General features: G+C 68.6%; 23 protein-coding genes. 11 read left to right on the forward strand and 12 right to left on the reverse strand.

Going from position 1 to position 21,723, the window contains the following annotated elements:
* Positions 1-3: 3 nt before the first annotated feature.
* From G4D77_RS00510 to G4D77_RS00530, 5 genes are all read right to left on the reverse strand, one after another.
* Positions 4-960 (reverse strand): LysR family transcriptional regulator, encoded by a 957-nt coding sequence (locus tag G4D77_RS00510; protein ID WP_213757841.1) that lies wholly within the window; start codon positions 958-960, stop codon positions 4-6.
* A gap of 167 nt (positions 961-1,127) precedes the next feature.
* A complete protein-coding gene (locus G4D77_RS00515; protein ID WP_012205503.1) occupies positions 1,128-2,291 on the reverse strand; it encodes an acyl-CoA dehydrogenase family protein in 1,164 nt (387 codons plus the stop codon).
* Between the two features lie 57 nt (positions 2,292-2,348).
* Entirely contained in the window at positions 2,349-2,744 is a 396-nt protein-coding gene (locus G4D77_RS00520) for a cupin domain-containing protein (RefSeq protein WP_012205502.1), read from the reverse strand.
* On the reverse strand, positions 2,729-4,024 hold the full coding sequence (locus G4D77_RS00525) for a CaiB/BaiF CoA transferase family protein (RefSeq protein ID WP_154834363.1): 1,296 nt from the start codon (positions 4,022-4,024) through the stop codon (positions 2,729-2,731). The genes G4D77_RS00520 and G4D77_RS00525 overlap by 16 nt, the downstream gene beginning before the upstream one ends.
* 11 nt (positions 4,025-4,035) lie before the next feature.
* Positions 4,036-5,019, reverse strand: coding sequence for a Bug family tripartite tricarboxylate transporter substrate binding protein (locus tag G4D77_RS00530; protein WP_016454640.1), 984 nt, complete (start codon positions 5,017-5,019; stop codon positions 4,036-4,038).
* A 221-nt stretch (positions 5,020-5,240) separates the two neighbouring features.
* On the opposite strand from G4D77_RS00530, the gene G4D77_RS00535 reads away from it, so the two are divergent.
* Together G4D77_RS00535 and G4D77_RS00540 are read left to right on the forward strand one after the other, a co-directional pair.
* Positions 5,241-5,693, forward strand: a complete 453-nt coding sequence (locus G4D77_RS00535; protein ID WP_012205499.1) for an SRPBCC family protein — start codon at positions 5,241-5,243, stop codon at positions 5,691-5,693.
* Between the two features lie 100 nt (positions 5,694-5,793).
* Positions 5,794-6,129: a cupin domain-containing protein gene (locus G4D77_RS00540; RefSeq protein WP_016445980.1), complete on the forward strand. Its 336-nt coding sequence runs from the start codon at positions 5,794-5,796 to the stop codon at positions 6,127-6,129.
* An 11-nt stretch (positions 6,130-6,140) separates the two neighbouring features.
* Here the strand turns inward: G4D77_RS00540 and G4D77_RS00545 are convergent, their stop codons facing one another.
* Positions 6,141-6,938, reverse strand: a complete 798-nt coding sequence (locus tag G4D77_RS00545; RefSeq protein ID WP_370690607.1) for a hypothetical protein — start codon at positions 6,936-6,938, stop codon at positions 6,141-6,143.
* Positions 6,939-7,050: 112 nt separating this feature from the next.
* Positions 7,051-8,580, reverse strand: coding sequence for an aminotransferase-like domain-containing protein (locus G4D77_RS00550; RefSeq protein WP_154834364.1), 1,530 nt, complete (start codon positions 8,578-8,580; stop codon positions 7,051-7,053).
* Positions 8,581-8,706: 126 nt separating this feature from the next.
* On the opposite strand from G4D77_RS00550, the gene G4D77_RS00555 reads away from it, so the two are divergent.
* Positions 8,707-9,342: a LysE family translocator gene (locus G4D77_RS00555; protein ID WP_047219015.1), complete on the forward strand. Its 636-nt coding sequence runs from the start codon at positions 8,707-8,709 to the stop codon at positions 9,340-9,342.
* 14 nt (positions 9,343-9,356) lie between these two features.
* Here G4D77_RS00555 and mnmH read toward each other — a convergent pair whose 3' ends face one another.
* The 3 genes from mnmH to G4D77_RS00570 form a co-directional block, all read right to left on the reverse strand.
* Positions 9,357-10,442: a tRNA 2-selenouridine(34) synthase MnmH gene (mnmH, locus tag G4D77_RS00560; RefSeq protein ID WP_193726140.1), complete on the reverse strand. Its 1,086-nt coding sequence runs from the start codon at positions 10,440-10,442 to the stop codon at positions 9,357-9,359.
* Between the two features lie 226 nt (positions 10,443-10,668).
* On the reverse strand, positions 10,669-11,787 hold the full coding sequence (locus tag G4D77_RS00565; protein WP_154834366.1) for a serine hydrolase domain-containing protein: 1,119 nt from the start codon (positions 11,785-11,787) through the stop codon (positions 10,669-10,671).
* A gap of 47 nt (positions 11,788-11,834) precedes the next feature.
* Positions 11,835-12,542: a retropepsin-like aspartic protease family protein gene (locus G4D77_RS00570; RefSeq protein ID WP_016445974.1), complete on the reverse strand. Its 708-nt coding sequence runs from the start codon at positions 12,540-12,542 to the stop codon at positions 11,835-11,837.
* 17 nt (positions 12,543-12,559) lie between these two features.
* Between G4D77_RS00570 and G4D77_RS00575 the strand changes: the two genes are divergently transcribed.
* A complete protein-coding gene (locus G4D77_RS00575; RefSeq protein ID WP_016445973.1) occupies positions 12,560-13,327 on the forward strand; it encodes a DsbA family protein in 768 nt (255 codons plus the stop codon).
* 66 nt (positions 13,328-13,393) lie between these two features.
* Here the strand turns inward: G4D77_RS00575 and icd are convergent, their stop codons facing one another.
* A complete protein-coding gene (gene icd, locus G4D77_RS00580; protein WP_012205489.1) occupies positions 13,394-14,656 on the reverse strand; it encodes an NADP-dependent isocitrate dehydrogenase in 1,263 nt (420 codons plus the stop codon).
* Between the two features lie 209 nt (positions 14,657-14,865).
* Here icd and G4D77_RS00585 point away from each other — a divergent pair, with 209 nt between their 5' ends.
* The 7 genes from G4D77_RS00585 (at position 14,866) to G4D77_RS00615 (ending at position 21,283) form a co-directional block, all read left to right on the forward strand.
* A complete protein-coding gene (locus G4D77_RS00585) occupies positions 14,866-15,087 on the forward strand; it encodes a hypothetical protein (protein ID WP_016445972.1) in 222 nt (73 codons plus the stop codon).
* Between the two features lie 215 nt (positions 15,088-15,302).
* Complete coding sequence (locus G4D77_RS00590; RefSeq protein WP_126312310.1) at positions 15,303-15,752, forward strand: DUF192 domain-containing protein; 450 nt, start codon at positions 15,303-15,305, stop codon at positions 15,750-15,752.
* A gap of 9 nt (positions 15,753-15,761) precedes the next feature.
* The gene (locus G4D77_RS00595; protein ID WP_154834368.1) at positions 15,762-16,133 is read left to right on the forward strand and encodes a DUF2946 family protein; all 372 of its coding nucleotides are present in this window, start codon (positions 15,762-15,764) and stop codon (positions 16,131-16,133) included.
* Positions 16,134-16,231: 98 nt separating this feature from the next.
* Positions 16,232-18,439, forward strand: coding sequence for a TonB-dependent receptor (locus G4D77_RS00600; RefSeq protein ID WP_154836367.1), 2,208 nt, complete (start codon positions 16,232-16,234; stop codon positions 18,437-18,439).
* 14 nt (positions 18,440-18,453) lie between these two features.
* Positions 18,454-19,986, forward strand: a complete 1,533-nt coding sequence (locus G4D77_RS00605) for a PepSY domain-containing protein (RefSeq protein ID WP_154834369.1) — start codon at positions 18,454-18,456, stop codon at positions 19,984-19,986.
* Positions 19,987-20,009: 23 nt separating this feature from the next.
* Complete coding sequence (locus G4D77_RS00610) at positions 20,010-20,501, forward strand: MarR family winged helix-turn-helix transcriptional regulator (protein ID WP_016445968.1); 492 nt, start codon at positions 20,010-20,012, stop codon at positions 20,499-20,501.
* Entirely contained in the window at positions 20,498-21,283 is a 786-nt protein-coding gene (locus G4D77_RS00615; RefSeq protein WP_213757842.1) for a DNA alkylation repair protein, read from the forward strand. Before G4D77_RS00610 ends, G4D77_RS00615 begins: the two co-directional genes overlap by 4 nt.
* On the opposite strand, the gene fur is transcribed toward G4D77_RS00615, so the two are convergent.
* A complete protein-coding gene (gene fur, locus G4D77_RS00620) occupies positions 21,270-21,719 on the reverse strand; it encodes a ferric iron uptake transcriptional regulator (protein WP_154834371.1) in 450 nt (149 codons plus the stop codon). The two genes, G4D77_RS00615 and fur, sit on opposite strands and share 14 nt — an antisense overlap.
* Between the last annotated feature and the right edge of the window lie 4 nt (positions 21,720-21,723).

Below are 21,723 nucleotides of genomic sequence, written 5' to 3' on the forward strand. Positions count from 1 at the left end.
CGCCTATCCCTGCGCTGAAACCCTGCGGCTTCCCTCTGCCATCACCCTCACCCTCTCAATAAACGCCTGCAGCAACGCCGCAGGCTGGTCCGCCCGCCAGGCCATGACGGCGGGCGTCATGGCCTGCTGCGGCCCGCGCAGCGGCACGAACACCACGCCGTTCATTCCCACGCGCTGCATGCAGCTGGGCACCAGGGCCACGCCCTGCTCTGCCGAGACCAGGGCCATGACGGTGAGCCACTGGCGCGCGGCGTGGCGGGTATGGGGGTGGATGCCGGCCTGCTGCAGGCAGGCGATGACGTTGTCGTAGTTGGCCGGGGCCACTTCGCGGGCGAACATGACGAAGGTGTCGCGGGCCAGTTCGCGCAGGTCGATGTCGGGCTGCTGCGCCAGCGCATGCGTGGCGGGCAGGCAGCAGACAAAGGGTTCCTCGCCGATCGACAGGGTCTGCAGGCCGTCGGGCGGGGTGGCTATGTTGAGAAAGCCGCAGTCGATCTGGCCGCTGGCAATGGCCTGCAGTTGCTCGCGCGTGGACATTTCGTGCAGGCAGACTTCGACCAGGGGGCGTTCTGCGCGGAAGGCGCGGCAGAAGTCGGGCACCTGGCGGTAGACCATGGAGCCGGTGATGCCCACGTCCAGCCGGCCCTGCATGCCTTCGGCCACGCCGCGCACCACGTCGGCCGCATGCTGCAGCTGGGCGAGCACCTTGCGTGCCTCGACCAGGAAGGCCTCGCCCGCAGGGGTGAGGCGCACGTTCTTGGCGTCGCGGTCCATGAGGCTGGCGCCCAGGTCCTGCTCCAGGGTCTTGAGCGCCATGCTCAGCGGCGGCTGGGTGATGCACAGGCGCTGGGCCGCGCGGCCGAAGTGGCGTTCCTCGGCCAGGGCGACGAAATAGCGCAGCAGGTGGGTCTTCATGAGAGGCGGCGGATGGGGAGCAAGCGAGATGGCATCTTGCACCATGGCTACCTCTGAAATACAGATTGATAAATCATGGGACTTCAGATGGTTCGCAGCCACAAAACCCGCGCACCTCAACTTTGAGACACCGAGGAAGGGCCGCCCCGCACCGAGGGTGTCGTCCCCCTCCGCGCAGCGAGAAGGGGGAAGGCGCGAAGCGACTCAGGGGGTCAATACGATTTAGGCAAGCCCAATACCTTTTCGGCGATGAAGCACATGATCAATTGGGGGCTGACGGGCGCCAGGCGGGGGATCCAGGATTCGCGCATGTAGCGCTCCACGTGGTATTCCTTGGCGTAGCCCATGCCGCCGTGCGTGAAGATGGCGGTTTCGCAGGCCTTGGCGCAGGCTTCGGCTGCCAGGTACTTGGCGGCGTTGGCCTCGGCGCCGCAGGGCAGGCCCCTGTCGTAGAGGAAGGCGGCCTTTTGCACCATGAGGTGGGCCGCCTCAAGCCCCATCCAGGCCTGGGCCAGCGGGTGCTGTATGCCCTGGTTCTGGCCGATGGGGCGGTCGAAGACCACGCGCTCCTTGGCGTACTGGGTGGCGCGCGCCAGGGCAGCGCGGCCCAGGCCCACGGCCTCGGCGGCGATGAGGATGCGCTCGGGGTTGAGGCCGTGCAGGATGTACGAAAAGCCCTTGCCCTCTTCGCCGATGCGGTCCTCGGCGGGGATGCGCAGGCCGTCGATGAACAGCTGGTTGGTGTCCACGCATTTGCGGCCCAGCTTGTCGATCTCGCGCACTTCGATGCGTTCGCGGTCCAGGTCGGTGTAGAACAGGCTCAGGCCTTCCGTGCCCTTGCACTCTTCCACGGGCTTGGTGCGTACCAGCAGCAGGATCTTGTTGGCGACCTGGGCGGTGGAGATGAAGACTTTCTGGCCATGGACCACGTAGACGTCGCCATCGCGCACGGCGCGGGTCTGCAGCTTGAGGGTGTTGAGGCCCGCATTGGGCTCGGTGACGCCGAAGCAGGCCTTGTCCGTGCCCGCGATCAGCGGGGGCAGCCAGCGGCGCTTTTGCTCGTCCGTGCCGAAGACGACGACGGGGTGCAGGCCGAAGATGTTCATGTGCACGGCCGAGGCGCCCGACAGGCCCGCGCCCGTGGCCGAGATGGTGTGCATCATGAGCGCTGCCTCGCTGATGCCCAGGCCTGCGCCGCCGAACTCTTCAGGCATGGCAATGCCCAGCCAGCCCGCGTCGGCCAGGGCCTTGTGGAAGTCGTGCGGGAAGCCGCCTTCATGGTCCTTGCGCAGCCAGTAGTCGGCATCGAAGGGTGCGCAGGCGCGCTCGACGGCGTCGCGTATCTGTTCCTGTTCTTCGTTCCACAGAAAGTCCATGGTGTGTTCTCCGTTGCTTGTAGCTGTTCGCTTGTTGTGTCTGTGGGGTGACGGCGCTCAGGCTGCCGGCCGGCGCACGCGCTCCGGGTTCTCGCCGTACGGCGGGCTGTAGAAGACCAGCAGGCGCACGGGCTCGGCGCTGGTCACGCGGAAGATGTGCATGCAGTCCTCGGGGAAGAAGCAGGTGTCGCCGGGCTGCATGGCAAAGCGTTCCTTGCCGTCCGGGGTGTCGATTTCCACTTCGGCCGTTCCGGCCAGCAGGTAGCAGGCCTGCTCCATGCCGGGGTGGGCATGGGGCAGCGCACCGCCGCCCTGCTCCAGCGTGCCCAGCACCAGCTCCATGTGGCGCGCGCCCACGTTGGCGGCACTGACCAGGCGCCGGTTGACGGTGCCGTGGTGGTTGGCGGGGCTGTAGCCGGGCACGTCTTGTTCACGGATCAGGTAGCGGGGCATGGGCGGTTTCCTTCTGTTTGTGTTTGTGCTTGTGTTTGTGGTGGGGCGTCTTGCAGCGCGGCAGCCTGGCTGCAGGCGCGGCTGGCCTGCAGGGCGGCCAGTTCGGCCTCGGTCAGGCCCGCGTCGCGCAGCACCTGCAGGGTGTGTTCGCCCAGGCGCGGCGCGGGGGCGGCGCGTTCTGCGGGCGGCGTGGCGCTCCAGCGCGTGGGGCTGGCCGTGGTGCGCAGCCGGCCTTCGCTGGGGTGGTCTATCTCGTGCACGAATCCGGTGGCCTGGTGCTGGGGGTCGGCGATCAGGTCCTCGGGCGAGGCCATGGGCATGTTGGGCACGTCGGCCGCGTCCAGTAGCGTGCGCCATTCGGCGGTGGTGCGCCCTGCCATCAGCCGCGAGACTTCGGCATAGACGGCATCGATGTGCAGCGCGCGCTGGCTGTGGGTGGCGAAGATGGGCTCGGCCATGCGCTCGGGCTGGCCTATGGCGTTGAAGAAGCTGTGCCAGTGCTTGTCGTTGTAGATGAGAACGCACAGGTGGCCGTCGCTGGTGCGATAGGGCCTGCGGTGGGCCGTGAGCAGGCGCGCATAGCCGGGGCCGCCCAGCTGCGGCTCGAACGACAGGCCCGCCATGTGGTCGCCCAGGATGAACTGGCTCATGGCCTCGAACATGGGCACGACCACGGCCTGGCCCTTGCCGGTCTTCTCGCGCGCATAGAGGGCGGCAGTGACGGCGTAGACCGCGTGCAGACCGGTGACGCGGTCGCCCAGGGTCATGGGGGCATAGGCCGGCTCGCCGCCGCCGTATTGCTGCGCCAGCCAGGGCACGCCGGTGGCGCCCTGGATGAGGTCGTCATAGGCGGGCCGGGCCGCGTAGGGGCCGCGCTGGTCGAAGCCGCAGCAGCTCACGTGGATGATGCGCGGGTTGCGCGCCGCCACGTCCTCGTAGGCCAGGCCCAGGCGCGCTATGGCCTGGGGCCGCACGTTGCTGACCAGCACGTCGCAGCCTTCGGCCAGGCGCAGCAGGGCCTCGCGCGCGGCGCCCTGCTTGAGGTCCAGCACCACGGAGCGCTTGCCCTGGTTGGCCTGCAGGAAGATGTGGCCCATGGCGGGGTTGCGCATGGGGCCGACGTGACGCATGTTGTCGCCCTCGGGCGATTCGACCTTGATCACCTCGGCCCCCAGGCCCGCAAGGATCTGGGTGGCAAAGGGGCCCATGACCACCGAGGTCATGTCCAGCACCTTCACCCCTGCAAGAGGGCCTTGCTGCCCTTGCTGCGCTTGTTCCATGCGGCTCTCCTTCACTGCGCCTCGATGCCCGCCTGCTTGACCAGTTGCCCCCAGCGGGCCATCTGGTCCTTCACATAGGTGGCGAACTCGGCAGGCGTGGCCGTGGGCCAGACCTCGAAGCCGACCTGGGCCAATTGCTCCTGCACGGCCTTGTCCTTGAGGATGGCCTGCAGCTCGGTGTTCAGCCGCTCGGTGATCTCGACCGGCATCCCGGCCGGGCCGAAGATGCCGTTCCACGACGTGATGTCGAAGCCCGGCAGCGTCTTGCCGATGGCCGGCACATTGGGCAGCAGGGTGGAACCCTTGGCCGCCGTCACGGCCAGGGTGCGAACGCGGTCGGTCTTGATCGTGCCCCAGGCCGAGCCCAGGTCGGCCACGTAGACCTGGATCTGGTTGCCCATGAGGTCGGTCAACGCCTGCGGGCTGGACTTGTAGGGCACCGAGGTGATCTGGGCGTGCGTGACGTACTTGAAGGTTTCCGAGGCCACCAGCGAGGTGCTGTTGGGCGTGCCGTAGGACAGGCGGTCGGGATTCGCCTTGGCGTAGTCGATCAGTTCCTGCACGGTCTTGGCAGGAACGGAGGGGTGGACCAGCAGCGCAAACGGCAGCTCGCCCACGCGCGCCACGGGCGTGAAATCCTTGACCGGGTCGTACTTCAGGCCCTTGACCAGCCAGGGGTTGGCCGAGTGCGAGGTGTTGGTGGTCATGAACAGCGTGTAGCCGTCCGGCTTGGCCTTGGCCACATGGTTGGCGGCGATCTGGGCATTGGCGCCGGCCTTGTTGTCCACGATCACGGGCTGCTTGAGCCGCTCGCCCAGCCGGGTAGCCACCACGCGCGCCACGGCATCGGTTCCACTGCCGGCCGCGAACGGCACGACCAGGGTGATGGGGTTGGAGGGATAGCTGCCCTGGGCCTGCGCAGCGGGCGCTGCAACGACGGCCATGGCACTGAGAGCGCCAAGGGCCAGGGCCCTGCGCAACGGGGAATGCTTCATTTGCTTGTCTCCTGTTTCCTATGGAAAGCGGCGCTGTGTATCCAGCGCTCGCCGCCATGGTGCGGGCGTCAATGATTCAAGTCCAATTCTTTAAAACCAAGCAAGGATTCGATTTATGAATCATTGAATCCTGCATCAGGCTCCATGTGCCGCCTCTTGCGCAAGGACTGCATCGGTGCGAGGCTGGCAGCCCTGCACGACACCACGCCAAGGAGTTCCGCATGTCACACACCGTCCACACCATCCGGCTGCACCGCGTCCTCAAGGCGCCGCCGCAGCGCGTGTACCAGGCCTTCACCACGGCCGCTGCCCTTGCAAAATGGCTGCCGCCCCACGGCTACATCTGCGAGGTGCCCGAGTTCGACGCCCGGGTCGGCGGGCGCTACCGCATGGCCTTCGTCAATCTGTCCACGGGCGGGCGCAGCGGCTTCGGCGGGGAGTTCCTGGACCTGGAGCCTGGCCGGCTGGTACGCCATACCGACCGCTTCGACGACCCGCAACTGCCCGGCGAGATGATCACCACCATCACGCTGCGCGAGGTGTTCTGCGGCACTGAAATGGATGTGACCCAGGAAGGCGTGCCCGCCGTCATTCCCGCCGAGGCCTGCCACCTGGGCTGGCAGGAGTCGCTGCAGTTGCTGACCCTGCTGGTGGAGGCCAGCGTGCCGGGCTGAGACCCTGCACAAGCCCCTGCTGTCACACAGCTGCGGTTGATGGATTGCGGTGCTTCGGAGGACAATGGCATTATTGCCCGCCAACGCCTGGAGGTCCGCCATGGCCACCCCCTTTGCACTGACCGCTCAAGCCATCGATGTCCTGCCGTTTGGTGCGCGGCTGGCGGGTGCCCGGACCTGTGCCCTGTTCAAGTCCCAGGACATGGAGGTCATCCGCGTGGTGCTGCGCGCCAGCCAGTCGCTGCCGCCGCACAAGGTGCCTGGCAGCGTCAGCCTGCATTGCCTGGAAGGCGAGCTGGAGGTGATGCTCGGCGAAAGCCGCCAGTCCCTGCAGGCCGGCCAGCTGATGCACCTGCCGGCCAACATGGCACATGCGGTACGCGCCATCGAAGACACCTCCGCTCTGGTCACCATCGTTCTGTGTGACGAGTCCTGACGCCTGCCGCCTCAGCGCACGGGCAGGAACTGCATGAAGGGTCCCGCCACCAGTCCCTGCCCGTAGCCGATGAAGGAGCGCCTGTAGCGCTCGGTGGTGTAGTTGGCGATCAGGTCCAGCCGGCCGATGATCTTGCCCATCTCGCGCTCGAAGCTCAGGTTGCGCGCGTCGTCGCCCAGGTGGTTGGACAGCAGCAGCGGCCCGCCTGCGGCATTGCGCCGTGAGTTGAGTATCCAGTTGGCCACTTCCACGTTGCGCGCAGCGTTGTAGATCAGCTGCGGGTCCAGCCCATGGACCAGGGTGAAGCTGGTGCGCCCGCCGTGGGCCGTGATGATGGTGTCGGCCAGCGCATGGACGAAGGCGGCCACGCGGTCGCCCTTGAAGTCGGGCTGCAGCGCCAGCGAGAGCGCGGCCACGTCCTGGGCGCCGCGCAGGTCGGCCCAGGGCTGGCGCTCGGTGATGGCGATGCGCACGTAGGCGGATGCGGCCTCGCGGCTTTCGGCGGTTTTCTTCCACTCGGCGGGGTTGCGCAGGTACAGCTTGTCCATGATGCGCATCAGGCTGTCCAGGTTCTCCTTCATGGCCAGTGTGGCCATGCGGTTGCTGTCGGACTGCACGATTTCGCTGGGCTCGAACGAGGCGCCCTCCACCTTGCCGCGCGGCGCGGGCGTGTCGGCGCAGCCCGCCGTCAGCAGCAGCGCCAGCACGGGCGCCAGGCGGCGCGCCGCACCGCCTCCCGGTCGGGGCCGGCTGTCATTCACCCCGGCTCTGCGGCCGGCCTCCCCTGGCAAGACAAGCTCAATAGTCATCCCGGAACGATAGCAGCGCCCTACCGGGGCGCCGAGGCCCGATGCCGTGTCTTACATGCCCTGGCGCCGGCAGCGTCAACCTCCCGTCAGGCAGTGTTGCTGCACCGTCCACTCATCCACCACCGCCCCGGTGCTGCGCCAGCAGGTGGCCAAGGATCTTCCAGGTCTGGGGCTGCTCCACCATGGGCACGGGAATGCGCAGCATGCTGCCCGCGGCCTGCCTGGGCGAAAACAGCAGGCCCGGCGCCAGCAGCAGGCCCTGCGGCGCGGCATGGCGGGCCAGCACCTCCGAGTCCACGCCGCAGTCCACCCAGGCGAACATGCCGGCCTGCGGCTCGTGCGGGGCGCGGCAGTGCAGGGCTTCGAGCATGCGCAGGCAGCGGTTGCGCGCGCGGTCCACGCGCTCGCGCAGGCGGTCCACATGCTTGCGGTACTGGCCGTCGGCCAGCACGCGGTGCACCACCTGCTCGCCCGGCAGCGCCGTGGTCAGGCCGCCCAGCAGCTTGAGGTCGGTCAGCCGCCGTATCAGGTCGGTGTGTGCCGCGACATAACCCACGCGCAGGCTGCCGGCCAGGGTCTTGGAGTAGCCGCCCACCAGGAGCACGCGCTGCAGCCGGTCCATGGCGGCCAGGCGCACGGGCACGCCGGGCAGGAAGTCGGAGTAGGTGTCGTCCTCGGCCAGGTAGAAGTCGTGGCGCTCGGCAATGCGCAGCACCTCATGGGCCACGCCGGCCGACAGGGTCTGGCCCGTGGGGTTGTGCACGGCCGTGTTCAGGATGAAAAGCCGGGGCTGGTGCTGGCGGGCCAGCCGCTCCAGCGCCTCCACGTCGGGGCCGCCGGGCAGGCGGGGCACGCCGACCACGTTCACCCCCAGGGCGTTGAGCCGGCCGAAGATGAGAAACCAGCCGGGGTCTTCCACCAGCACGGTATCGCCAGGGCGCACCAGGCTGCGCACGATGAGGTCCAGCCCCTGCGTGACACCGGCCACGGTCATCAGGTGGGCCTCGGGGTGGGCTGGCACGTCCTGGGCCTGCAGCACCGAGGCGATCTGCTGGCGCAGCGGCAGATAGCCCTGGGGCACGCCATAGGTCAGCAGGCTGGTGCCCGTGCTGCGGCCGACGGCGCGCAGGGCCGAGGCCAGCATCTCCTGGTCCAGCCATTCCGGCGGCAGCATGCCGGCGTCGCCCGAATGCTCCGTGCCTTCGCGGAACATGCTGCGCAACAGAAAGGCGGTATCGAAGGCGGCGCCCTGCTCCAGCGTGGGCAGGCCCTGGCTGGCGCGCGGCACGGCCTGGGCCGCGCGCCGGGCGCTGACGAAGACGCCCGAGCCGCGCCGCGAATGCACCAGGCCCTGGGCGGCCAGCCGGTCGTAGGCCTGGACCACGGTATCGCGGCTGACGCCGGCCTGCTGGGCCAGCGCGCGCACCGAGGGCAGCCGCGAGCCCGCGCGCAGGCCATGGTGGCGGATGAGGCTGCCGTAGTGGTCCACGAGCTGCTCGACCAGCGAGAGATCGGAGGAGCGCAGCGGACGCCAGGGCGCAGCGGCCTGGAAAGCCGTAGCGGAGGATGCACTCGATGTCTGCGGTGTCTGCTGTGCCTGCGCTTGCTTCGGCGTGGCTGCGGGATCAAGTGTCAGGGTCATGTGGGCAGGCCAGTTGGCAAATTGTTCTGGCAAAGTGTACTGCTACTGTACCGAACACTGCCATTAGCATGGCCTGACGGCGCCGCGGCCTGCGGCATGCGCAGACAGGGCGCCGGATTCCCTGTCATGCCTGTTGCCACCATGCCCTTCGATACCGCCCACACCTCGTTCCTGCTGCCGCTGGCCATGTTCTCCTTCGTCAGCTCCGTCACGCCCGGCCCCAACAATGTGATGTTGACGGCCTCGGGCGCCACCTTCGGCTACCGCCGCACGGTGCCCCACATGCTGGGCATCACCCTGGGCGTGGTGGTCATGGTGCTGCTGGTGGGCGCGGGCCTGGGCGCGGTGTTCGAGCGCCTGCCGGTGATCTACACCGCGCTCAAGTACCTGGGCGCGGCCTACCTGGTCTGGCTGGCCTGGAAGATCGCGGGCAGCGGCGGCATCGACGGCGGCAACGCGGGTGCCCGGCCCTTCGGGTTCTGGCAGGCGGCGGCCTTCCAGTGGGTCAACCCCAAGGCCTGGATCATGGCCATCGGCGTGATTGCCACCTACACGCCGCGCGAGGATTTCTTCATCAACCTGGTGCTGGCCGCCCTGGTGCTGGGCATCGTGAACTATCCCAGCGTCAGCGTCTGGACGCTGTTCGGCAGCGCCGTGGGGCGCGCGCTGCGCTCGCCGCAGGCACTGCGCCGCTTCAACTGGTGCATGGCGGCCCTGCTGCTGCTGTCGCTGTATCCGGTGCTGGCCGACTCACACGGCTGATTCAAACGCCTGATTCACGCGGCCGATGCCCCATCCAGCGCCAGTATCTGGCGCGCCAGCGCCAGTATCTGGCGCGCCAGCGCGGTGATGCCGGCCTCGCTGAGGTCGTCGGCCTGCACCCTGCGGCGCGTGCGCCACTGCGTGAAATGCCGCTCCTGCGAGCGCTCGTAGTGCGGGTCGTAGTGCTGGGCCATGAGCTCGGAGAACAGCGGCGAGAGGCTGCGCTCATGCGCCCAGGCCTGCCAGCGCGAGATGGTCTCCTTGCCCTGCAGCTCCTTGAGCCAGCCCAGCTTGTCGGCCAGCATCTGCGGATCGTCGCCCAGGTAGGCGTAGTCGCGCAGCAGGTAGGCCAGGCGTGCCTCGGGCGTGGCATCGAGCGCAATCACGGGCGACTGGCGCATGTGCTCGACCAGCACCAGCGGCAGGGACACGCGGCCGATCTTGGCGCTCTCGCCTTCCACGTACACGGTGCGCGACGGATCGAAACTCTCCAGCTGCTGGGCCAGCAGCGTCTCGAAGTATTTCTGGCTGGGCTGCTCCACGCCGGGCAGGTTGCCCAGCAAGGAGCCCTTGTGGCTGGCATAGCCCTCCAGGTCCAGCACCTGCTCGCCGGCCTCGGCCAGGGCATGCAGCACGCGGGTCTTGGCGCTGCCGGTGGCGCCGCACAGCACCTGCAGGCGCAGCTGGGGCACCAGGCGGTCGATCAACTCGATCACATGGCCGCGATAGGACTTGTAGCCGTTGGCCAGTTGCTGCGCATCCCAGCCGACCAGGCGCAGCCAGGTGACCATGGAGCCGCTGCGCAGGCCGCCGCGCCAGCAGTAGACCAGCGGCTTCCAGTTGGCGGGCTTGTCGGCAAACGTTTCCTGCAGATGGCGCGCCAGATTGGCCGAGACCATGGCCGCGCCCAGGCGCTTGGCCTCGAAGGGGCTGACCTGCTTGTAGATGGTGCCGATCCGGGCACGCTCCTCGTTGTCGAGCACGGGGCAATTGATGGCGCCGGGAATGTGGTCCTGCGCGAATTCGGCAGGCGAGCGGGCGTCGATCAGGGTGTCGAACTGGTGGCGGTCGGCGATGCGGATGGGCTGGCGGTGGGACACGGGCAAACGGTGATCTGTCGATCATACGGGAGGCAGAAACAACCGGCGCCATGGCCTCAGGGGCTCATGGGCCGGCACCGGAACCAGGAAAGTGGATCGAGCCTCGACACGCACCGGCCCGCCCCGCTTCGCGCCCTGCTTGCGCGAGCCGGGCATGCGGCCGACCTTGGAAGCGGGGATTCTCGCACGCCCGCCGTGCCCGCGCACGGCTGTCAGGGCAAGGCAGTCACCGCAAGGCAGCGGCGACCAGGCCCTGCACGGCCGCCACGCGCTGCACCTGCTGGGGGCTGTCGTAGTTGCCCATGAAGACGGCATACACCAGCGAATGCTGGGGCACGACCACCAGCCGCTGGCCGCCCAGGCCGATGGCCATGTAGTACGCCAGGCCGGCGCGGGTCTGCCCCACGTACCAGTGGTGGCCGTAGCGCAGGCCGGGCCAGGCGTCCACGCGCGGCTGAATGGATTGCACAATCCAATGCCGGGGCACCAGCGCCCGTCCCTGCCATTCACCCTGCTGCAGCACCAGCTGGCCGATGCGGGCCAGGTCCCGCGCCCGCAGGCGCAGGCCGGAGGCGGCGGCCGCCTCGCCGTTGGTGCCAGGCGTCCACTCGGCCTTGTCGATGCTCAGCGGAGCAAACAGCTTGTGCCGCGCATAGTCCAGCAGCGGCATGCCGCTGCCCTGCGCGATCAGATGGCCCAGCAGTGCCGTCGCCCCGCCGCTGTAGCACCAGCGTTCGCCGGGCGGGGCGACGACGGGCTGCTCCAGCACGTAGCGGTAGCGGTCGCTGCTGCGCTCCATGGCGATTTCGCTGTTGCGCGGGTCGGAATACGGAAGGTCCTCGTCCCATTGCAGGCCCATGGTCATGCCCAGGGCATGGGAGATGAGGATGGCGCGCCGGCGCCCATCGGCCGCCAGATCGCCGTAGGCGGGAAAAGCCTGGACAAGGGGCATGTCCAGCGCGGGCACCTTGCCCTCGGCCAAGGCCATGCCGTACAGCAGGCCGACGATGCTCTTGCTGACCGAGCGCACATCGTGCAGGGAGTCGGCGTTGAAGGCCACCTTGCCCAGCGGCTCCCCCCAGCGTTCGTCCTCACCCTCGAAATAGCGCTCCAGCGCCAGCCGGCCGTGGCGCATCACGACGACGGCGTGCAGGTTCGCCAGTTCTCCGCTCTGCACGCCCTGGTCCAGGCGTTCGCCCAGGTCCTCGGCCAGGCCGGTGCCGGTGCCGGTGGAAAAGGCACCGCCCTGCCCCACGCTGGCACAGGCCGTGCAGCCCAGCGTCGCCAGGGCTGCGCCCGTCTGCAGCCACCTGCGCCTGTCGGTGCGAAAGCCGTTGTTTGTCATGTCCCTCTCCCTTGCTTAGCTAGTTAGTTACTTCGTTGCTTACGTACTTACTGCCTGGGCGAAGACCCGCTGCCGCGCGGATGGATCAGCATGCGGTCGCCGCGTATTTCCACATCGAACTGGCGCAGGAAGTTCTGGCCCAGCAGCGCATCCCTGTCCGTGCTGCCCGTATAGCCCGTGCCCACGCGCAGGCCGCTGACCACCAGGGAGGCCACGCGCACCTGCTCGGCCACCACCATGCGGCCGTCGCGCTCGCCATTGGCGGTGCGAAAGCGAACCGGCTCGCCGCCGTCCAGGCCTGCGCGCTCGGCCAGCGGCTCGGTCACGCCGACCATGCTGGCGCCCGTGTCCACCAGGAACAGCACGGGCTGCCCGTTGACGGCCCCTTCCACGCGGAAATGCCCGTCGCGGTCACGCGCAATGGCCACCGTGCCATCGGCCTGGACCTTGACGCCGGCCGGCTTCAGGTACATCTGCATGGCCCAGTACAGCACGCCCATGACCAGCAGCCAGAACAGCAGAAAACCCAGCATGCCGCGCCGGGCGACGGACTGGACACTGGGCTCGGCGGCCGGTGCAGAGGAAGCGGACGGGTCGGACGGATCGGACGGAGGCGGCGTGGACTTGAGGCGCATGGCAATGCAGACGGGATCGACGATGGCAGCACGGTGGCTGCACGGCGGCAGTCGCCCATTCTGCCTGCGGCCCTGCCCCGTCACGGGCAAGCCAATAGCCGCTACAGTGGGCGCCTTCATCACAGCCCGCTCCTGCCATGACCACGACCGCGCAGCCGCCCTTTGTCCTTCACTACATCTTCGACCCGCTGTGCGGCTGGTGCTATGCCGCCGCGCCCCTGGTCAAGGCCGCGCGCAGCGTGCCCGGCGTCACGCTGCAATGGCATGGCGGCGGCATGCTCACGGGCGCCCACACCCGCACCATCACGGCCGACTGGCGCGGCCATGTGATGCCGCACGACCAGCGCATTGCCGAGATGACGGGCCAGCCGTTCGGCCCTGCCTACTTCGATGGCCTGCTCAACGACCTGGGCGCCGTGCTGGACTCGGAGCCGCCCACCACGGCCCTGCTGGCCGCCGAGGAACTGGCGGGCCGGGGCCTGGACATGCTGGCGCGCCAGCAGCAGGCCCACTACGTGGAAGGCCGCCGCATCAGCGACCCCGCCGTGCTGCAGGAACTGGCCCGTGACCTGGGACTGGACGGCGAGGCCTTTGCCCAGGCCTTCCAGCGCTTGTCCGGCGCTGCCACCCAGGCGCATATCACCCAGGCGCGCGAATGGCTGAACCTGGCACAGGGCCAGGGTTTCCCGACCTTCGCGCTGGAGTTCGACCACCCCGAGGCCGAGCAGCCGGGCCAGCGCGCCATCCAGCGCATCGACATCGGTCCCTGGCTGGGAGATGCACAGGGCTGGGCAACGCAGCTGGGCGAGTGGGTGCAGCAGGTGGCGGCCATCACCGCCGGCGAGCAGACCGCGCCCCAAGGCGAGGACTGCGGGCCCGATGGCTGTGCGCTACCCAAGAGCTGACCCGTCAACGCCCGTCAAAGAAAAACCGCGCCCTGGCGCGGTTTTTTCATGGAGCGCGGGCGCCCGTCAATCCATCTTGGAGATCATCACCTCACCAAAGCCGGAGCATGACACCTGGGTGGCGCCGTCCATCAGGCGGGCGAAGTCGTAGGTCACCTGCTTGCTCTGGATGGCCTTTTCCAGCGCGCTGATGACCAGATCGGCCGCCTCGCGCCAGCCCATGTGGCGCAGCATCATCTCGGCCGAGAGGATTTCGGAGCCCGGGTTCACATAGTCCTTGCCCGCGTACTTGGGGGCCGTGCCGTGCGTGGCCTCGAAGCAGGCCACGGAGTCGGACATGTTGGCGCCGGGCGCAATGCCGATGCCGCCAACCTGGGCCGCCAGCGCGTCCGAGATGTAGTCGCCGTTGAGGTTGAGCGTGGCCACCACCGAGTACTCGGCCGGGCGCAGCAGGATCTGCTGCAGGAAGGCGTCGGCAATCGAGTCCTTGATGACGATGTCGCGGCCCGTGCGCGGGTTCTTGAACTTGAGCCAGGGTCCGCCGTCGATGGGCTGGGCGCCGAACTCGCGCGCGGCCAGCGCGTAGCCCCAGTCGCGGAAGCCCCCTTCGGTGAACTTCATGATGTTGCCCTTGTGGACCAGGGTCACGCTGGGCTTGTCATTGTCGATGGCGTACTGGATGGCCTTGCGCACCAGGCGCTCCGTGCCCTCGATGGACACGGGCTTGACGCCGATGCCCGAGGTCTCGGGGAAGCGGATCTTCTTGACGCCCATTTCCTTGACCAGGAAGTCGATGAGCTTCTTGGCGTTGTCGCTGCGCGCCTCGTACTCGATGCCCGCGTAGATGTCCTCGGAGTTCTCGCGGAAGATGACCATGTTGGTCTTCTCGGGCTCCTTCAGCGGCGAGGGCACGCCCTTGAAGTACTGCACGGGGCGCAGGCAGACGTAGAGGTCCAGCTCCTGGCGCAGCGCCACGTTCAGCGAGCGGATGCCGCCGCCCACGGGCGTGGTCAGCGGGCCCTTGATGGAGACCACGTACTCGCGCAGGGCCTGCATGGTTTCCTCGGGCAGCCAGACATCGGGGCCGTAGATGCGCGTGGATTTCTCGCCCGCGAAGACCTCCATCCACTGGATCTTGCGCTTGCCGCCATAGGCCCTGGCCACGGCGGCATCCACCACCTTGATCATCACGGGCGTGATGTCCACGCCGGTGCCGTCGCCTTCAATGAAAGGAATGATGGGCTGGTCTGGCACGTTCAACGACATGTCGGCGTTGACAGTGATCTTCTGGCCCTCGGCCGGCACCTGGATGTGCTGGAAGCGGTTCATGGGGACGGGTCTCCGTTGGCTGGTGCACGAGGCAAGAGTGAATGCCCGGAATGGGCACAAATTTGGTGCAGAAAATTCTAACGACAATCGGGCTGCCTTCCTGTCAACGGCGATACAGTCAGTGCGTTGAGCATCTGCGGTGCATCAACAATGTCGCACCGCTGTCTGGTTCAACTTGGCTTCTACCGCTTTTCTAGGAAATGGCATATATGAAAAAACTCCTCGCTGTCCTGGTCGCCGGTTCGTTTGCCGCAGGCGCCTTTGCACAGGCCGCCGCAGCACCCGAAACGCCGATGTCGGCTCCCACGGCCGCTTCCGCAGCTGCTCCCGCTCACACAGCCAAGAAGGCCAAGGTTGCCAAGAGCGGCAAGCATTCCGGCAAGAAGCACGCCAAGCGTTCCACCAAGAAGGCACACAAGGCCGTGGCCTGATCCAGGCGCCGGGATGCCCGCTGGCATCCCCTCAAAAAAAGCCCGCAAGTCAGCAATGCACTGCGGGCTTTTTGCCGCCCGCCCGGCCATGATGGCCCGGCCAGGCCGATTTTTGCGTCCGGCCACGCGCCCCCTGCGACAGAATGTGCAAGATGACGAAGCCTTCGACACCCCTCCACACATCCCTTTCCCGCCGCGCGCTGCAGCGGTTGCTCATGGCCGCCTGCCTGGCTGGCGCCGCCGTATCGGCAGGCGCACAGCCCCAGGGCAGCCCCCAGATGAACCTGCGCCGCGTGGAGTTGACGGCCGGAATCCACCGCATCGACGCACAGGTGGCCGCCTCGGACCGCGAGCGCGCCATCGGCCTGATGTTCCGCCAGGAAATGCCCCAGCAGGAGGGCATGATCTTCGTCTTCGAGGTGCCCGCCGTGCAGTGCTTTTGGATGCGCAACACCCTGCTGCCGCTGACCGCCGCCTTCGTGGCCGATGACGGCACCATCGTGAACCTGGCCGACATGAAGCCCATGACCGAGGACTCGCACTGCTCGGCCAAGCCCGTGCGCTATGTGCTGGAGATGAACCAGGGCTGGTTCGCCAAGCGCGGCCTGAAGGCCGGCGTCAAGCTGGGCGGCAGCCTGTTCACGCCCGCGCCCGCCAAGCCATAATCACGGCCCATGCAAGCGCTTCGCTCCTCGTTCTGGCTCACCCGGCTGATATTGGCCTGGTTTGCCGTGACGCTGGGCGTTGCCGTGGCTTCGCCCCTGGTCCATCCCCAGGGATTCGAGCTGGTCTGCACGGCCAGCGGCGACGTCAAGCTGGTGGCGCTGGGCGACAGCGCAGCCCCGGGCATGGGCCACCACCAGCTTGACTGCCCCATGTGCCTGCCCGCTGGCGCACCGCCGCCGGCCCTGCCGCAGGTGGCCGTGCCCCACCAGCAGCCGCTGGCCCACGCGCTGCTGCCGCTGGTGGCGGCGCACATTGCCTCCGTCACACGCGCGCCGCTGCCGGCGCGCGGCCCTCCTCCGCTGACTGCCGTGTTCTCTTGAATCGCCGCCGGGCCTGCTGATGCGCGCCCGGCCCGCCTGCGCCGCATGCGCGGCGCAAGACCCGGAGTCAGTTCGTGAATTCCTTCCCCTTCCCCGCGATGGCAGCGCCTCTGCGCCTGCCTGCACCCCTCTTTCGCCCCCATCCCCTGGCCGTAGCGCTGTGCTGCGCGCTGGGCACGGCCTGGAAGCCTGCCGCGCACGCGCAGGCCCTGGCCGAGGCGGCACTGCCCGCCGTCGAAGTCTCCGACCAGGCCACGGCCGACGCCAACGGCCTGCTGCTGCTGAACAAGACCGTGGGCACGGCCAGCCGCCTGGGCCTGACGGCGCGCGAGACGCCGGCCTCGGTGCACATCGTGGACCGCACAGCCATCGAGGCGCGTGGCGCCCAGGACACGCAGGAGATCCTGCGCTCCATTCCGGGCGTCACGGCCTACAGCCCGCCCGGCAACATCGGCATCAGCTACCGGGGCTTCGGCACGGGGTCGGTCAGCCAGCTGTTCAACGGCATCAACCTGCAGTACTCCATTGCGGCCCGGCCCGTGGACAGCTGGATCTACGACCGGGTGGAGGCCGTGGGCGGCGCCTCCGGCTTTCTCTATGGCGCAGGCGGCGTGGGCGGCACGCTGAACTACATCACCAAGCTGGCCCAGCGCGACAGCTTCACCGAAGGCCAGCTGCGCCTGGGCAGCTACGGGCTGAAGGAAGCCTCCGTCGGGCTGAACCGCCGCCTGGGCGATGCCACTGACAGCCAGGGCACGACCCATTACCTGCGCCTGGACCTCAACCACCGCGACGCCGGCAGCTGGGTGGGCGGCACGCAGTCGCGCTCCACGCAGCTGGCGGCCTCGCTGCTGTCCGACCTGGGTGGCGGCCTGACGCACACCCTGGCCTACGAGGCCCAGCATGAGCGCGTGGACCGCCCCTACTGGGGCACGCCGCTGCTCAACCCGCTGCGCGGCCAGGCGCGCATTGACGAGGCCACCCTCGGCAAGAACTACAACAGCGCCGACGGCCTGTACGCCCAGCGCGTGCAGTGGCTGCGCTCCATCACCGAATGGCGGGCCAGCGACCGGCTCAAGCTGAGCAACACCTTCTACGCCTATGACGCGCTGCGCGACTACCGCAACGTGGAGACCTATCGCTTCACGCCCGACAACAGCGCGGTGGTGCGCTCGGCCGCGCTGCTGCAGCGCCATGACCAGCGCATGGTGGGCGACCGCATCGAAGGCAGCTACCTGGGCGAGCTGGCCGGCCGGCGCAGCGAATGGGCCTTTGGCCTGGATGTGAGCGTGAACCGGCAGACGCGCTTTCCGAACAGCCTGTCGGGCACGGTGAGCACGGTCAACCCGTACGACTTCACCACCGAGAACTTCTACGACATCCCAGGCATGGCGCCCGGCTTCAGGCCTGACCGCGACAACAAGGTCACCACCACCGCCCTGTACCTGGAAAACCGCACGGCCCTCACTCCTGCCCTGCACTTGCTGACGGCGCTGCGCCATGAACGCATCGAGGTGGACCTGACCAACCGGCGCGATGTGACGCCCGCGCTGCCCGCCAGCTACAGCCGCAGCTATAGCCCGACGACCGGGCGCGTGGGCCTGGTCTGGGATGCCACGCCCGAGGCCAATCTCTACGCCCAGTTCTCCACGGCGGCCGATCCGCCGTCGGGCATGCTGATGGGCGCCTCGTTTGCCGATGCCATCAACAACACCGGGCTGACCACGGGCCGCCAGGTGGAGGCGGGCAGCAAGCTGTCGTTCTGGCAGGGCAAGGGAACGGCGGCGCTGGCGGTCTATCGCATCACGCGCCGCAACATCTCCACCCAGGACCCGCAGGACAGCACGCGCACGGTGCTGGTGGGCCAGCAGTCCTCGCGCGGGGTGGAGCTGTCCATGGGCCTGGCGCCCATGCCGCGATGGTCCATCCAGGGCAACTGGAGCCATGTGGACGCGCGCTATGACAACTACCAGCAAGGCGGCGTGTCCCTGGTGGGCAAGCGACCCACGAACACGCCCGCCAGCGTGCTCAACCTCTGGACCAGCTACCGCATCACGCCGGCGCTGGAGGTCAACGCCGGGCTGCGCCGCGTGGGAGGCATCTATGCCGATGCGGCCAACACGCTGTCCTGGCCCGCCTACACCCTGCTGGACCTGGGCCTGAGCTACCGCATCGACCCGCGCATGACCGTGGTTGCACGGCTGCGCAATGCCACGGACCGCGTCTACGCCGCCAGCCTGACCAGCACCATGGCCTACCTGGGCGCGCCGCGCACGGCAGACATTTCGCTGCGCGTGGCCTTCTGAGCAGGAGACGCACCATGCGCCTTCACCTCAAACGCTGGCTGTTCCTGCTGCACCGCTGGCTGGGCATTGCCCTGTGCCTGTTCTTTGCGCTGTGGTTTGTCTCGGGCATGGTGATGATGTACGTGGGCTACCCCAAGCTCACGCAGGCCGAGCGGCTGCGCCACCTGCCGGCGCTCGATGGCAACGCCGCCCTGCTCGCGCCCGCCGAGGCGCTGCGCGCGGCCGGCATCGACGGCCCGCTCAAGGACCTGCGCCTGCATGCCGGCAGCGCCGGCCGTGCCAGCTATCTGGTCACGCCCGAGGGGCGGCGCCAGCCCGTGGCCATCGATGCGGCCAGCGGCCAGGTGTTGGGCGCCACCAGCCATGCGCAGGCCCTGGCCAGCGCGCGCGCCTTCGCGGGGGACGGCACAGGCCTGCACTACCTGGGCACGGTGGATGAGGATGCCTTCAGCCACTCGCGCGCGCTGGACATCCACCGCCCCCTGCACCGCGTGCAGATGGACGATGCAGATGGCACGCTGCTGTACATCTCCGGCACGACGGCCGAGGTGGTGCGCGATGCCACGCGCACCGAGCGCGGCTGGAACTACCTGGGCGCCTGGCTGCACTGGCTGTACATGTTCCGGGGCAATGCCTTTGATGGCGCCTGGGCCGACATCGTCAACGTGCTGTCGCTGGTCGGCATTGCCGTGGCCATCACCGGCACCGTGGTCGGGGTGATGCGCTGGCGGTTCAGGCAGCCCTACCGCAGCGGCCTGCGCACGCCGTACCCGGGCCGCGCCATGCGCTGGCACCATGTGGCGGGCCTGCTGTTCGCGCTGACCACGCTGGCCTGGATCTTCAGCGGCCTGATGTCCATGAACCCCTGGCGCCTGTTCGACACGGGCACGCCGCCACTGCACATGGCCCGGTGGCAGCAGGGCCCGCTGCGCCTGACCGGGGACGACGCCACGCCGCAGTCGCTGATCGCCGCGGCGGGCGGTCCCGTGCGCGAACTGCGCTGGCTGCGCACCGCAGGCCTCACCGAGGTGCTGGCCCAGCCCGCAGCCGGCACGCCCCTGGTGCTGGACAGCGCCAGCGCAGCGCCCGCAGCCCACTCACGCGAGGCCCTACTGGACCGCGCGGCCGTGCTGATCGACGCACCCGTGCTGCGCAGCGAATGGCTGACCGCGCACGACCTGTACTGGTACGAGCGCGCCGAGCACACCATGATGGGCGGCCATGACAAGCCCCTGCCCGTTCTGCGCGTGGTCTTTGGCGATGCTGCGGCCAGCTGGGTGCACATCGACCCGCACACGGGCCAGGTGCTGGGCCGGCTGGACGGCATCCAGCGCCTCAAGCGCTGGCTGTTCGCCATGCTGCACAGCTGGGACTGGCTGCCGCTGCTGCAGCGCCGGCCGCTGTGGGATGGGCTGCTGCTGGCCTTCAGCCTGGGCGGCCTGCTGATGAGCGCCACGGGCGTGGTCATAGGCGTGCGCAGGCTGGGCCGCAAGCGCAGCCATCGCGCACAGGCCACTGCTTGCCTGGAGGCGCAGCCACATGGTTAGCCGCCATACTGTATGCTTGCCACATGCAACTCGAACAGAAATACCAGGCCCTGCTGGCCGAGGCCGAGCGCCGCAAGCTGGACGACGTGGACAGCATGCGGCTGTGCTTCCAGACCCTGTCCCTGGCTGCGCGCATCGACCGTGACTGCGCCGCGCTGCTGGCGCCGCACGGCCTGTCCGAAGGGCGCTTCGTGCTGCTGTTCCTGCTGGAATCCGCCAGCGAAGGGCTGGCCCCCAACCACCTGGCCGAGCAAGCCGGCATCACCCGCGCCACCGTGACCGGCCTGCTGGACGGCCTGGAACGCGAGGCCCTGGCCGAGCGCCTGCCCGACCCGGCCGACCGCCGCGCGCTGCGCGTGCAGCTCACCGCCAAGGGCCGCCAGCTGGCGCGCAAGCTGTTTGCCCGGCACAGCCAATGGATCGCCGGCCTGTTTTCCAACCTGTCGCCCGCCGAACGCGGCCAGTTGGGAAAGCTGCTGGCCAAGGCCGCCGCAGGCTTGGAGGCCAGCGCATGAAGGCGCCCGCCCCCCGGCGCAAGGGCGCCAACCGCAAAGTCGATATCACTCCCGAACTGCTGCAGGCCCTGTCCCTGGGCGAGATCGAGACCGCCACGCTGACCGAAAGCCTGGCCGTGGACCAGGCCCGGCTGCTGCAGGCCGTCTTTCCCGACGCGTGGCCGCAACTGGAGGACACGGCGCAGGCGCTGGGCCAGTTGGGCATTCTCAAACGCATGGAGTGCATTGGCGGCCTGCTGTGGCAGGCGCTGGGCCAGGCCGGCTGGCAGCGCTGCCTCACGCACCGCTCTGACACGGTGCGCGGCTGGGCCTGCTTCATGGCCGGTGCGCAGCCGGGCCTGACCCTGAGCCAACGCCTGGAGCTGGTGCAGCCGCTGGCCGATGACTCGCATTTCGGCGTGCGCGAATGGTCGTGGATGGGCGTGCGCCCGCATCTGGCCAGCGATCTGCCGCAGGCCGTGGCCGAGTTGTCCCGGTGGACAAGGCGGCCCTCCGACCGCCTGCGCCGTTTCGCCAGCGAGGCCCTGCGGCCGCGCGGCGTCTGGTGCAGCCATATCGCGGCGCTCAAGCAGCAGCCGGAGATCGCCCTGCCCCTTTTGCAGCGGCTGCGCGCCGATGCCTCGCCCTATGTGCAGGACTCGGTGGCCAACTGGCTCAACGACGCGGCCAAGAGCCGGCCCGACTGGGTGCGCGCCCTGTGTGCGCGTTGGCTCCAGGAATCGCCCGTGCCAGCCACGCGCCGCATCTGCGAGCGTGCGCAGCGCAGCCTCAAGGAGAGGTAGGCGCCTGCCGGCCCGCCAGCCGCTCGCAGTCGGGCTTGATGCAGCGCCCGTAGAGGATGTGGGAGTGCTCCACGATGGCAAAGCCATGCGAGCGCGCCAGCAGCTTCTGGCGCTGCTCGATCACGGCATCGTGGAACTCCTGCACCAGGCCGCAGCGTGTGCAGATCAGGTGGTCATGGTGCTCGCCGTCGTCGAGTTCATAGACCGCCTTGCCCGCCGCAAAGCGCTGGTGCCGCAGCAGCCCGGCCTGCTCCAGCTGCGCCAGCACGCGGTAGACCGTGGCCAGGCTGGTGCCCCGGCCCTGGTCATGCAGCTGGCGATAGACCTCCTCCGCCGCCAGATGCCGGTCGGCCCCGTGGCGAAAGATGTCCAGCACCCACAGTCGCGCCAGCGTGGCCTTCAGCCCCAGGTTCTTGAGGTCAGCGGAATCGGACATGCAG

The sequence above is a fragment of the Delftia sp. WY8 genome (assembly GCF_018437695.1).
Taxonomy (GTDB): domain Bacteria; phylum Pseudomonadota; class Gammaproteobacteria; order Burkholderiales; family Burkholderiaceae_C; genus Comamonas; species Comamonas tsuruhatensis.

Coding starts and splice junctions, on each gene's coding strand:
- G4D77_RS00615 (WP_213757842.1), top strand. CDS start 20,498: ATGAAGGCGCCCGCCCCCCGGCGCAAGGGCGCCAACCGCAAAGTCGAT.
- G4D77_RS00575 (WP_016445973.1), top strand. CDS start 12,560: ATGACCACGACCGCGCAGCCGCCCTTTGTCCTTCACTACATCTTCGAC.
- G4D77_RS00600 (WP_154836367.1), top strand. CDS start 16,232: ATGGCAGCGCCTCTGCGCCTGCCTGCACCCCTCTTTCGCCCCCATCCC.
- G4D77_RS00590 (WP_126312310.1), top strand. CDS start 15,303: ATGGCCGCCTGCCTGGCTGGCGCCGCCGTATCGGCAGGCGCACAGCCC.
- G4D77_RS00565 (WP_154834366.1), bottom strand. CDS start 11,787: ATGACAAACAACGGCTTTCGCACCGACAGGCGCAGGTGGCTGCAGACG.
- G4D77_RS00540 (WP_016445980.1), top strand. CDS start 5,794: ATGGCCACCCCCTTTGCACTGACCGCTCAAGCCATCGATGTCCTGCCG.
- G4D77_RS00595 (WP_154834368.1), top strand. CDS start 15,762: ATGCAAGCGCTTCGCTCCTCGTTCTGGCTCACCCGGCTGATATTGGCC.
- G4D77_RS00515 (WP_012205503.1), bottom strand. CDS start 2,291: ATGGACTTTCTGTGGAACGAAGAACAGGAACAGATACGCGACGCCGTC.
- G4D77_RS00520 (WP_012205502.1), bottom strand. CDS start 2,744: ATGCCCCGCTACCTGATCCGTGAACAAGACGTGCCCGGCTACAGCCCC.
- G4D77_RS00550 (WP_154834364.1), bottom strand. CDS start 8,580: ATGACCCTGACACTTGATCCCGCAGCCACGCCGAAGCAAGCGCAGGCA.
- fur (WP_154834371.1), bottom strand. CDS start 21,719: ATGTCCGATTCCGCTGACCTCAAGAACCTGGGGCTGAAGGCCACGCTG.
- icd (WP_012205489.1), bottom strand. CDS start 14,656: ATGAACCGCTTCCAGCACATCCAGGTGCCGGCCGAGGGCCAGAAGATC.
- G4D77_RS00535 (WP_012205499.1), top strand. CDS start 5,241: ATGTCACACACCGTCCACACCATCCGGCTGCACCGCGTCCTCAAGGCG.
- G4D77_RS00605 (WP_154834369.1), top strand. CDS start 18,454: ATGCGCCTTCACCTCAAACGCTGGCTGTTCCTGCTGCACCGCTGGCTG.
- G4D77_RS00545 (WP_370690607.1), bottom strand. CDS start 6,938: ATGACTATTGAGCTTGTCTTGCCAGGGGAGGCCGGCCGCAGAGCCGGG.
- G4D77_RS00555 (WP_047219015.1), top strand. CDS start 8,707: ATGCCTGTTGCCACCATGCCCTTCGATACCGCCCACACCTCGTTCCTG.
- G4D77_RS00610 (WP_016445968.1), top strand. CDS start 20,010: ATGCAACTCGAACAGAAATACCAGGCCCTGCTGGCCGAGGCCGAGCGC.
- G4D77_RS00570 (WP_016445974.1), bottom strand. CDS start 12,542: ATGAAGGCGCCCACTGTAGCGGCTATTGGCTTGCCCGTGACGGGGCAG.
- G4D77_RS00585 (WP_016445972.1), top strand. CDS start 14,866: ATGAAAAAACTCCTCGCTGTCCTGGTCGCCGGTTCGTTTGCCGCAGGC.
- G4D77_RS00510 (WP_213757841.1), bottom strand. CDS start 960: ATGGTGCAAGATGCCATCTCGCTTGCTCCCCATCCGCCGCCTCTCATG.
- G4D77_RS00530 (WP_016454640.1), bottom strand. CDS start 5,019: ATGAAGCATTCCCCGTTGCGCAGGGCCCTGGCCCTTGGCGCTCTCAGT.
- G4D77_RS00525 (WP_154834363.1), bottom strand. CDS start 4,024: ATGGAACAAGCGCAGCAAGGGCAGCAAGGCCCTCTTGCAGGGGTGAAG.